This is a genomic window from Sinorhizobium americanum (assembly GCF_001651855.1).
Classification (GTDB): Bacteria; Pseudomonadota; Alphaproteobacteria; order Rhizobiales; family Rhizobiaceae; genus Sinorhizobium; species Sinorhizobium americanum.
Map to the genome: position 1 here is coordinate 22548 of NZ_LNQC01000046.1, position 11516 is coordinate 34063.

Below are 11516 nucleotides of genomic sequence, written 5' to 3' on the forward strand. Positions count from 1 at the left end.
TCTTCCAGAGTGCACGTCCTTGGAATTCCGCAGGTTCACTTCGTCCTGCAAAAGCCGCTGTTCAGCGCACTCGCAACGAATTCCCGCATTCCACCCGCTACAGACCTTGGTATTTGACCGCCGAAGGGCGGAAATCTGCGCAATTGCGTCGTCGCCATTCGCGCAATCGCGTTTGACGATATCAGCAACCGTATCTTGCTGATGGCCGATGGCGGGCGAACAAATAGCTGTCGTTTTCCGCGAACGATAGGAGCGAAGATCGTCGTCAATGATGCGGATAATCGCCCCCGTCCTTGTGCGAACGCGTTGTGGCTCGCCGCGTACCGCGACAAAGGCACGGGCGTTGAGGACTTCGATGGCGATCGCGTCGCATGGGGTTTCCTGTTCAGCCAGTTCGCATGTCGTTCAGATCTCACCAAGTGACGCCGCGCGCGCGATTGATCGTGCGCTGGCGCCGCTCGGACAGGATCTGCTCACTGCTCTGCATGCGCACGGTTTGTTGCAGCACCTTCAGTCGTTCGTGCATCGCTTCGAAGGCGCGGCGCTGCAGGGGCGACACGCGTTTAATGACGTCCTTCTCGCCCCGCAAGATGGCGTTGCGGCCGAACCGCTCATCGAGCGCCCGGCTGACGGCAGCGAACTCCTGCCGGATGGCCGGCTTGAGCGCAGCGGCGGCGACATCGAGCTTGCTGCCTTTCTTCTTCGTCTCCGGTACCAGTCGGCGCAGCGCCTCTTCGGCCGCCGGCGACAATCCGGGAATGGCAACCGCCATACGGCGTCGTTCTTTCGTGACCGCCTGGCGCTCGGCATCGAAGGCACCGACGTAAGCCGCGCCCAGCATGCGCAGATAAACCGCCGCTTCCGGTACCGCTTGCAGCGCATCCTTGCGTTCCCGACCGGCGGCGAACATCCGGTCCATAAGGCGATCGGAGCCGCGGAGCGCCCCATAGGCGGCGGGGTCGTTGGCGACCGCCTCCGCAATCCGCTCGACCGCAAAGCCTTTGACGATCAGGTCTTCTATCCTGTCCACGGCGCCGGCCGGATCGCGCCAGATGCGCGTGGCGGTCTCGGCAAGAGCAGCACGATTGTGGCGATAGTGCTGGGCGGCAAGCGCTCGCGGGCGCGCTTCATCGTCCACCGGTATCCTGAACTCCGTCACGGCGGCAAGCATCGGTAACACGGCAATCGTCTCCTTGCCGGCTTCGACGCTGGCGCCGGCGACGATGTTCGACCGGTCCTTGCGCTCGGCCAGATGCTGCTCCTCGCTGAAGCGGCGGATAACCTCGAAGAGCCGTGTCAGCTTCCCGCGCCGTTCATTCGTGAGATCCTCCGGCATGCGCTCGGCCATGTTGCGCTCGGCAATCGCATCGGCCTTCGCGGTGAAGGCGCTCCAGCCGAAGCGGGCGGTCAATGCGTCGCTCACCGCTTTCACCTCCTGCACGAGCGAGCGATCCTCGGCGGCGATCGCGAAGGCGGCCTTCCAGGCGTTGTCGCCACCTTGCTTTCGCACCGCCTCGATTTCGACGAGACGTGCCATGGCCTGTTTCGAGATCGCCGGGATCGACAATGATATATAGGCACGGCGCGTCTGCTCACGCTCGCGGAACCGGTCGGCATTCCGGCGAAACTCGGTCGCGTGCGCCCGGACCAAGGGCAGCAATTCCTTGAACGCCACCATCGCTGCGTTGCGCTCGTCGCGCGCTGCCCGCCCCTCGACGATGTTATCGGACCCACGCAGGCGGCCGAGCAGATCCGGCGCCTTGGCAACATCGCCCGCAAGCGTGCGGGGCTCAATGGCGGCATCCGAGGCGAGTGCGTTCAGGTTGCCGAGCGACGCATCCGGATCGCGATAGATTTTTGCGAGCACCGGCCGAAGGATGTCCTCCCGCTCCTTCCACCGCGGCGACGAAAGCTGCGCGTAGAGTGCGTCCTCGTCGACGCTTCGGGCGAATTCGGTGGTGGGTGGGAGCAGATAGCGCCCAACGGCTGGGATTCCTGCTGAGAGCGATTCCGCCCGATCCTCACTATAGGACACCCGCCGCTCCCGCTCGATCGCGAAGCCGAGCGCCACGCTCGCCCGCTCCCAGAGCTTCGCCACCTGCTCGCGCTTCTCCGCAATCCACGCCAGCCGCCGGGCAACACCCTCTTCCATCCCGGCCGCGACCTCGGCGAGCGTGTCGATGCCGCGCCGGCGCGCGAAGTCCTGTGCATGCGCCCGGTAACCGGCTGCGCTCTCGAAATCGAGCGTCGTGGTCTTGGCGCCCGATCGTCCGAGACGGTCGACAAGCTCACTGAACAGTTCCGGCCGATGGCCCTCGCGTTCGATCCGCTCCTGACGAGCCGCGGCGGTTTCGAGCTGCTTTCCCGTCCAGACGTTTCGGTCGACTTCCCGTTCCTCAAAACGCTTTTGGCCAGTTTCCGGGTCGACAACGGGAACCTCGACCTTGACCTTCTCGACACCGTCCTTGCGGAGTGTCACGGTGTCGCCTTCCGAGACGCCGGCGTCCTCCAGCGCCTTCGGCAGGCTCACGCCCCAGACACGATGAACCGTTCCGTCGTCCGTCCTGATATCGGCGTAAGGGCTCTCGTCGGCATCCTCGTCATTGGGTCGGAACTTCGCCATTCCTTCTTCGACCAGTTCGCCGGTAACGCCAGCCGCATGGTCGACACGCGGCTTCCGCCCCCATTCCGGCTTCGCCCCGAAGTCCTCCTTCGCGGCATAGAGATCGGCGCGATCGCGATGCCGGGTCATCGCCACATAGGTCAGATGCTGATCCATCATGCCGGTGGCGAGCACGAAGGTTCGGTCGACGGTCGACCCTTGAGACTTGTGTATCGTCGCGGCATAGCCGTGATCGACATTGCGGTAGCTCCCCTCGCTGATGACGACGTCGCGGCCATTGTCGAGACGCACCGACAACAACGGATCGCCCCGTTTGTCACCGGTGGAGACGACCGTGCCCAACATGCCGTTCTTGACGTATTGCGGCGCGAGACGACGGGCGCGCGGTTCCAGGAAACGAGCGTTTTCGAGGAAGATGATCCGATCGCCGGCGGCAAACTCCCGCGCCCCCCGCGCGGTCTGGAAGGTGCGGCTGTTGGAGAGTGCGCCCTCATCCGTCATGACCTTGCGAAGTGCCTCGTTCAGCTTGCGGACGTCGTCGTTGGTATGGGCGAGGACAAGAAGCTCGTCATCACGAAGACGGCCCTCCCAAACAGATTTGTCGATTGCCTCTTTGCGCGCATCCGCCCAGTCGGAAACGATGCGACCGATGATCTCCTCGCGTGTTTGCGACTCGACCAGACGGCCATGCGAAGCATAGGCGTCGAGACCTTTTTCCACCTCGCCGCGGGCAAAGAGCCGTGAGGCCTCACGCGCCCACTCATCGCGCTGACGCCGGACACCCGCAAGTTCGGCATAGCCGACACGCTCCGAAATCGCCCGGAAGGCAGCACCGGCCTGGATCGGCTGAAGCTGCATGGCGTCGCCGACCAGAACCGCTTTTGCCCCGGCAGCTTCCACAGCCTTCAGGACGCGGGCCATCTGCTGCGAGGAAACCATGCCGGCCTCGTCGATGGCAAGCACATCGCCGCGCTGGAGCGTATCGCGCCCGCTCGCCCAGGCGAGTTCCCAGGATGCGAGCGTGCGCGACCTGATGCCGGAACTATCCTCCAACCCCTCGGCCGCCTTGCCGGCAAGGGCCGCACCAATCACCCGCCGGCCTTCGCTTTCCCAAGCGACGCGCGCAGCGGCCAGCAGCGTCGACTTGCCGGCGCCAGCAAGACCGACAACGGCAGCGATCGCGTTGTTGCCCGTGACATGACTGACAGCATCGACCTGTTCCGCATCTAGCTTGAAAGGTTTTGTCGGATCGGCCGTTTCGACGCTTTGCACAGCTGCCGCTATTTGCCGTTGGGAGACGCCAAAGCCCTTGCGCTGCGACAGAAGCTCAGCCGACCGCGCCATGTCATATTCGATGCGCAGGATTTCGCGCGTGGTGAACACCGCCGGTTCCGACGCCTTGCCGGTCTCAGCGTCGAGCTGTTGCGGCCTGAGTGTGACCAGGTCGTTCGAGGCCATCAGCCGGGCGCGGATGTTGGCGAAGTCAACGGGATCGTCGACATAGCGATGCAGCGCCTTGGCGATATGCGTCTCGTCGAAGGTGGATCGTTCGTTGCCGAGCTGCTTTAGGAGAAGCTCCGGCTCCGCCAGCAGGCGGTCGGCCATTTCTTGCCGGCGAGCGAGATCGGTCGGCGCGAAATACATCTCGATGCCCTTCCGGGCGAGCGCCGCCTTTTCCGGCCCGAGATGTTTTTGCGCGATGCCGTCGAGGCCCTGTTCTGCATAGGAACGCCCGTCGAGGCGGATCTCATGGCCGGCCAGCGCCAGGTGACGGTTCGCCGTTTCCGCCCAGGCGATCTTCCAGGCCTTCATAGTTTCCTTGTCGCCGGCCCAGAGCTTGTAGACGATATTGCCGTTCGGCCGATCCGGCGTGGCGACGCGCAGCGGCTCGCCATCTTCGCCCAAAACGGGAACCTTCTTCGGCCCGAATCCCTCCTCGGTCAGGGGACGCAGCGTGGTCATCAGATGGATGTGCGGATTGCCGTCCTTGTCGTGATAGACCCAGTCGGCCACCATTCCCTTCGACGTGAAACTGTCTCGGACGAACTCCCGGACGAGCGCGATATTCTCCGCCCGCGTCAGCTCTTCCGGCAGCGCGATGATCAGCTCGCGGGCAAGCTGCGCGTCAGCCCGCGTCTCGAAGGCGTCGAGCGCATTCCAGAGCGCCTCGCTGGCCTTGGCGACGGATTGCCCTGCGGTTGCCCTCTTCAGCCAGACCGGGACCTGATCGGGCAGCGCCAGTTCCTCATGCGCCAGTTCCCGCGATCCACCACGATAGCTGAACGATGTGCCGGCCTGCTCGTCCATCATCCGGGCGCGATGCCGATAGGCGGCAGCCGAGACGATGCTGCGTCCCGCTCCCCTGCTGATCACCTGCGCTCTGACGAACATGATCGCCACGACTGTGTCCAGACCTTTCAAGCACGTCGCGCCAGCGACGTATATTGCGCCCTCAAACCGATCGACCTCGAAGGTCGATCGGTGCTGCTTCTCAGGACGACGGCCACAGCTAGAAATTTTGGCTGCAAGTTTTTCGTGTTGAGCCAAGCTATGCCAATTTACTATCGCAAACTAGGCAGTATAATCGGTCTCGTTGAGATTTTTCCCACGGGAAGGAGACCGAGATGGCAGCAAAACCATCGATTTCCGATATCGACGCGCAAATCGGCAAACTGCGTGAACGCAGACGCGTGATGATAGCCAAGTCTGCCGAGCGGTTTGCGCGGGCCGCCATTAAATCTGGACTCGCGGAAATCGAGATTTCCGACGAGGAAGTCGATCGCATCGTCGAGGAGATCGCCGCGCGATTTCGGAAAGGGGAGAAAAAGGGTGTGGCTCACACAACGGCTTCGCCGCGTCGAGCAGCAACTGGCGGGACTGGAACGACGGTGGAGGTCTCTCATGACGGCTGAGCGCAAGCGCGAGGCGCGCGAAAAGTCTCTGCTCGGCGGCCTCGTCGTCAGGGCGGGACTCTGCAGGGCCGACCGCGCCTTTCTGCTTGGTGGCCTCATCGAACTAGCAAGCGTCGCTCCGGGTTCAACGGAACATCGGCGACTTCGAGAGATCGGCGCGGAGGCGTTCAAGGGCCCTACGCTGGATTTGTCGTCTTCGTCAATCAAGGAGACATCCGAATGACGCCGAAGGCCAAACCGGATCCGAACCTGCCGCTCGTTCTGGTGCCGGTCGCCATTACAGCCTTTGCCGTCTATGTCGTCGGCTGGCGGTGGTCGGAATGGGCCGCCGGCCTGTCCGAAAAGTCAGCATACTGGTTTCTGCGAGCGTCACCGGTACCAACGCTTTCGCTCGGACCACTCTCCGGCTTGCTAACCGTTCATATGCTACCGTTGCACCGGCGAAGGCCGATCGCCATGGCGAGCCTCGTCTGCTTTCTGACAGTCGCGGGCTATTACGCGCTGCGCGAGTACGGCCGACTCGCGCCTGCCGTGGAAAGCGGGGCGACCCGGTGGGATCAAGCGCTAACCTATCTTGACATGGTGGCCGTTATCAGTGCGGTCCTCGGCTTCCTTGCCGTGGCAGTGGCCGCACGCATTTCGACCGTCGTGCCCGATCTCGTTAAGCGTGGCAAGCGCGGGACGTTCGGGGACGCGGACTGGCTGCCGATGTCGGCGGCCGGAAAACTGTTTCCGCCGGACGGCGAGATCGTCGTCGGGGAGCGCTACCGCGTCGACAAGGAACTCGTCCATGCTCTTCCCTTCGACCCGAACGATACGACCACGTGGGGACGAGGCGGAAAGGCGCCGTTGCTCACCTACAGACAAAACTTCGATTCCACTCACATGCTCTTCTTTGCCGGGTCGGGAGGATACAAGACTACCAGCAACGTCATCCCGACAGCGCTGCGCTACAGCGGCCCCCTGATCTGCCTCGATCCCTCCACAGAAGTCGCGCCGATGGTGGTCGAGCACCGCACCCGTGTCCTCGGACGCGAGGTGATTGTGCTCGATCCGACGAACCCCATCATCGGCTTCAACGCGCTCGACGGCATCGAGACATCGGCTAGACAAGAGGAGGACATTGTCGGAATCGCTCATATGTTGCTGTCGGACAGCGCGCGCATGGAATCCTCGACCGGTTCGTATTTCCAGAACCAGGCGCATAATCTTCTGACCGGTCTGCTTGCACATGTGATGCTGTCGCCGGAATATGCGGGACGGCGAACCCTTCGTAGTCTCCGGCAGATCGTTTCCGAGCCGGAGCCTTCCGTGCTCGCGATGCTGCGTGACATTCAAGAGAATTCTGGGTCCACCTTCATCCGTGAAACGCGCGGCGTCTTCACCAATATGACGGAGCAAACGTTCAGCGGCGTCTATTCGACAGCGTCGAAGGATACGCAATGGCTGTCGCTCGACAGCTACGCCGCACTCGTCTGCGGTAGTACATTCAAATCGAGCGATATCGTTACGGCCAGGAAAGACGTCTTCCTCAATATCCCGGCGTCCATTCTGCGCTCCTACCCGGGCATCGGCCGTATCGTCATCGGCTCACTGATCAATGCAATGGTGCGGGCCGATGGCGGCTTCAAGCGCCGGGCGCTATTCATGCTCGATGAGGTCGATCTGCTCGGCTATATGCGCGTGCTGGAGGAGGCGCGGGACCGCGGCCGAAAGTACGGGATCAGCATGATGCTGATGTACCAGTCGGTCGGACAACTGGTGCGGCACTTTGGGAAGGACGGCGCGACCTCGTGGATCGAGGGATGCGCCTTTGCCAGCTATGCGGCGATCAAGGCGCTCGACACGGCACGCAACGTCTCGGCGCAATGCGGCGAGATGACGGTGGAGGTGAAGGGCAGTTCCCGCAACATTGGCTGGGACACGAAGAACAACGGATCGCGGAAATCCGAAACCGTCAACTTCCAGCGCCGGCCGCTGATCATGCCGCACGAGATCACCCAGTCGATGCGCAAGGACGAACAGATCATCATCGTCCAGGGCCATAGCCCGATCCGCTGCGGTCGGGCGATCTACTTCCGGCGGAAAGACATGAATGGGGCCGCAAAGGCCAATCGTTTCGTCAAGGCACGCTATGAAGCGGCAGATTAACAGTCTCCGCCCGGCGGCGCGATCCAGCCGGAGCACAGCGCGTAGCCGATCACCAGAGGCCGAACGCCAGAACGGCACCATCCGTGAGGGATGCGAAACCGGATCCAGGCCCTGCGCCGGTCTCCGCCGTGAGGGCGCGGTGGCGGGGCTAAACCTCCGTCAGAAGGGAGGCTCAGCATCGACCACGCCGTCGCGCTCGGCGATGACTACGACTAACTCCGCCCGAGCCAGCTCCAGCTCGGCCTCGATCTGCCCACGCTCGGCCGGGTCGGCGTTGCGCAGTTCGGCACGCAGTTCTTCAATGTGGATTTCGAGTGCGGTCGTCATCGTCGCTCCTTGGTGTGAAAGATGACGCCGCGGGTCGTGAGGATCGGGCCGGGTCAAGGATCGCGGAACGCGACCGGCGGAGCCGGAGAGTGGGGGAGCCGAATTTCTGACGTGGCCCAAAGGGTCGCGCCTGAAATTTGGGGGAACCGCTCGTCCTTGAGGCGGCGTGATCCTCATGGCAAACTTGGCGATCTGAGCAGACAGGCTTTCCTCTCGTGTGGCAGGCGGTAGTGGAAGGGGCGCGGGCTCGATGCCCGTGCCCGTCCCTTCGGCGCCCAAAAACGAAAGGCGCCGCTTCAAGCCGATCTCTCGGACGGTACGCGAAAGCGCCGGCCCCGATTGCTCAAGGCCGGCGCCTGCGGTTCAGTTCGGGTTGTTCCAGAGGATCACCTTACGGCTCGGATCGTTTCCGGGAGCCGGAGCGACGTTGCCGAAGATCACGCCGATTTCGGGCGCCTCCAGCTTCACGGAGAGGTATTCCTCGCCGGTCTGCCGGGCGATGCGGTTCCAACCGGCGCCGATCTCGAAGCCAGTGCGGCGATGGATAACGCGATAGTCGGGAGCTTCCTCACTTGCCTTGCCAGCGTTTGGAACGATGGCGATCGGGGCATTGACCCGGATGGTGGCGAAGACGCCTTCGAGAGTGCCGTCGGTCTTCTGGGTGAGGGTTGCGATCGTGGTGGCCATGGTATTGTCTCCTTCGGTTGCTCGGGACCATTCCCGATGACGCGCGAAGAGACGGCCGATCTGCTGCGGTCATCTCGGCGAAAATACTGAAAAATTCTATTTTCCGCGAGAAAGCGGGCGCGCTTTCACCCCGCTTTCGGCGGGAAAGCACCAGGCGGCCCGCATCAAAACCGAAATCGAATTTTGCAGAATTTTCGCCGAGAGGTACCCCTTCCGGGGTTGACCGAAAAAGCAGGCGGTCGGCTAAGGGCGACATAGAAACGGGAATGGTCTCGTGCAACCGAAGCCGGTGACGGACCAGTCCAGCCATCCGGTCCGACACCGCAAAAGACCGCCAGCACCTTCCGATGTGGACACACCGTCCGGTGCAACGTCCTTCTCGCTTATCCCTGCCAATTGCCGGGAGCGAGCCCTCCGCTGCCGTCACATCAATCGGTACATGTCGAGACGACCACGGTGACCATGGCCAATAAACCGCGGCGCATGATCTCGGGTGGTTATTACGATAACGCCGCCCCATCGCGACACAACCGAGGCATTGTCTCGACGCCCCCGCCTGCCCGAAACTATCGAACAGGTGCAATCGGTACAGGCCCTGTTTACTCAGTGCGATTGACACGCCGGCCTGACTTGTTGCGCGACGCCTCAGCAAAGGCCGCCGCGATCTTCATCATGAACGCCTTGCTGAAACGGCCGAGCGTCTTGGCTTCCGGTTCGATATACCAGGAACGTTCGGCGACATCGTAATTGTACTCGTCAACGACGATCCAGCATCGCTTGAAGTCGGTAAGGCCGGCGCGCCGGCATTCGATATCGGAGACTTCCAGCGTGACGCGATCGGCCTGCGGCGGCTGGGTGGTGATTGCCAGAAGTGCCAGATGCGTCAGGCCATCATTCGCCCCGCGGACGGCGACAACCACGCAGGTCGGTCGGCCCTTTCGGCCTTCCGTCTCGCCGCGTTGCTGCTGCCATGCCGAGAGGTATGGATAGATAATGACCTGACCCGGCAGAAACTCACGGCTCATCGTCATAGCCCTCGCCGCGCGCCAGTCGGTCGATTTCGGCCCCGAAGAGCTCCTTGTGCTCATCCGGCATCTCGGAGGCGAGATAGCCGCGGCGGGGATCTCCGCCGGTGCGCATACGCTCGTAGTGCTCGTAGCTCATCAGCACGAAACGGGGTTTCCGGTGCTTGGTGAGAACGACGGGTTCGCGTGCGGCGGCGTCGGTGACGTCGCCAACCTGCTTGTTGAGATCGCCTGTCGTGAACTGACGCATAGTCCTGCTCCTTTGTCAATCTCCATAATATCCATATTTTCCAGATTTGCAAGAAATGGCGCTTACGCGCCGTCTCCTGCGACCTGCCAGACCGAGATGCCGAGTCGGCGGGCCTTGTCGGCAAGATTGCCGGTGATACCAGAGCCGGGAAAGATGATGACGCCAGCCGGCATGACCGAGAGCATGTCGTCGTTGCGGCGGAAGGGTGCCGCCTTGGCGTGCTTCGTCCAGTTCGGCTTGAAGGCGATCTGCGTCACCTTGCGCGCCTCGGCCCAGCAGGCGGCAATTCGCTCGGCGCCCTTCGGCGAGCCGCCATGCAGCAGGACCATGTCGGGGTACTTCGCATGCACCTGATCGAGCTTGGTCCAGATCAGTTCGTGATCGTTATAGTCGATGCCACCTCCGAAGGCGATCTTGGTGCCGGCCGGGATCAGCACCTCGGTCTCAGTGCGGCGGCGGGCGGAGAGAAAGTCGCGGCTGTCGATCATCGCCGCCGTCATGTTGGCATGGTTGACCTTGGAGCCGTTGCGCGGCCGCCATGCCGATCCGGTCTCAGCCTCGAAGAGGTCGGCGGCACAGTCGCGCATGAACTCGAAGGCGTTGCGGCGTTCAAGTAGCGTGATGCCTTCGGCAATCAGGCGCTCGAGCTCGACGCTCTTGACCTCGCTGCCATCCTGCTCGCGCTGCCCGGTGCGTTGCGCATCCTCGTTGCGATCGAGTTCGCGCTGGATGCGCTCGCCGGCCCGGTGGAAGAGATTGACCGTCGACCAGAGCAGGCTCTCGAGATCGGGCTCCAGCCGCGTATCGCCGAGCATTTCGAACAGGGAGTGGAAGACCGCGGTCAGCGCCGACTGGACCGCAGGCTCTTCGGGCAGTGGCCGCGGGTCGGGCTCGTCCTGGAAGCGGCGGTGGCCGTAGAGCTGCATCTCGTAGATGAAGCGGTCGGTCGGGGAATAGGCATGGTGCGGCTCGAGGGCGACGTCGAGCGGAAGGGAAAGGTTCATGATGGTCTCCGTCGGCTTGGGCCGCGCCTCTCGCGGCCTGACGGCGCTCCCTTCCATGCGGGGGTCGGGGCGGAACCGCGGCGCTCTCCGAGCCCGCGGCCCAGCGAAGCGCCGGGCGGGAGACAAGACGGTTTCTTGGTTCGCGAGGAATGCCGGGCCGCTTTCGGCCCGGCAGGGGAAGAAACCCGGCTGACCCGCTGAAGGCCCTGTCGCCCGCGTGGTAAGGGTCGCCCCTCGGAAGGCCCGCGGGCGCGCCATAGAGGCGATCGCCAGGGCTGGCTATTTCTTCCGCGCCGCGCCTTCCCTAGCCTGCCTCTGCCGGCCGGGGTAGCGAGGGGAAAGGGCCAGTGCATCTTCCGGCGCGAGCTGCACCCTGAGATGGGCGGTCAGCCGGTTCGGGTCCATCCGGCGCCAGTCGCCGTTGAAATCGCACCGGGCTCCCGGTTACGGCGGCGAAGGGTCGAGGACGTGTGAAAACGCGGGTGCGTGACTGTCAATGACTGCTACTTTTTTCGCGTGTCGTGACGGCGCGCGCTG

At 63.2% G+C, this 11516-nt stretch carries 10 protein-coding genes; 4 read left to right on the forward strand and 6 right to left on the reverse strand.

Features of this window, described 5'->3' with window-relative positions; translation table 11 throughout:
* The first annotated feature begins 195 nt into the window (after window positions 1-195).
* On the forward strand, window positions 196-423 hold the full coding sequence (locus ATC00_RS32040) for a hypothetical protein (protein ID WP_153045192.1): 228 nt from the start codon (window positions 196-198) through the stop codon (window positions 421-423).
* Here ATC00_RS32040 and traA read toward each other — a convergent pair.
* Window positions 413-5023, reverse strand: coding sequence for a Ti-type conjugative transfer relaxase TraA (gene traA / locus ATC00_RS09925; RefSeq protein ID WP_064252672.1), 4611 nt, complete (start codon window positions 5021-5023; stop codon window positions 413-415). The genes ATC00_RS32040 and traA overlap by 11 nt on opposite strands.
* 224 nt (window positions 5024-5247) lie before the next feature.
* Between traA and ATC00_RS09930 the strand changes: the two genes are divergently transcribed.
* From ATC00_RS09930 to traG, 3 genes are read left to right on the forward strand one after another with little or no spacing between them, the layout of a single operon-like run.
* Entirely contained in the window at window positions 5248-5535 is a 288-nt protein-coding gene (locus ATC00_RS09930; protein WP_064252673.1) for a TraC family protein, read from the forward strand.
* Window positions 5525-5758: a conjugal transfer protein TraD gene (locus ATC00_RS09935; RefSeq protein WP_037382857.1), complete on the forward strand. Its 234-nt coding sequence runs from the start codon at window positions 5525-5527 to the stop codon at window positions 5756-5758. Before ATC00_RS09930 ends, ATC00_RS09935 begins: the two co-directional genes overlap by 11 nt.
* Window positions 5755-7686, forward strand: coding sequence for a Ti-type conjugative transfer system protein TraG (traG, locus tag ATC00_RS09940; protein ID WP_064252674.1), 1932 nt, complete (start codon window positions 5755-5757; stop codon window positions 7684-7686). Before ATC00_RS09935 ends, traG begins: the two co-directional genes overlap by 4 nt.
* Window positions 7687-7845: 159 nt before the next feature.
* Here traG and ATC00_RS32905 read toward each other — a convergent pair whose 3' ends face one another.
* The 5 genes from ATC00_RS32905 to ATC00_RS09960 form a co-directional block, all read right to left on the reverse strand.
* The gene (locus ATC00_RS32905) at window positions 7846-8013 is read right to left on the reverse strand and encodes a hypothetical protein (protein ID WP_162843160.1); all 168 of its coding nucleotides are present in this window, start codon (window positions 8011-8013) and stop codon (window positions 7846-7848) included.
* 363 nt (window positions 8014-8376) lie between these two features.
* Window positions 8377-8700: a DUF736 domain-containing protein gene (locus ATC00_RS09945; protein WP_037382854.1), complete on the reverse strand. Its 324-nt coding sequence runs from the start codon at window positions 8698-8700 to the stop codon at window positions 8377-8379.
* A gap of 599 nt (window positions 8701-9299) precedes the next feature.
* Window positions 9300-9725, reverse strand: coding sequence for a hypothetical protein (locus ATC00_RS09950; RefSeq protein WP_064252675.1), 426 nt, complete (start codon window positions 9723-9725; stop codon window positions 9300-9302).
* A complete protein-coding gene (locus ATC00_RS09955; RefSeq protein ID WP_037382852.1) occupies window positions 9715-9975 on the reverse strand; it encodes a type II toxin-antitoxin system prevent-host-death family antitoxin in 261 nt (86 codons plus the stop codon). The genes ATC00_RS09950 and ATC00_RS09955 overlap by 11 nt, the downstream gene beginning before the upstream one ends.
* 62 nt (window positions 9976-10037) lie before the next feature.
* Window positions 10038-10979: a DUF2493 domain-containing protein gene (locus ATC00_RS09960; RefSeq protein ID WP_064252676.1), complete on the reverse strand. Its 942-nt coding sequence runs from the start codon at window positions 10977-10979 to the stop codon at window positions 10038-10040.
* Window positions 10980-11516: the final 537 nt, after the last annotated feature.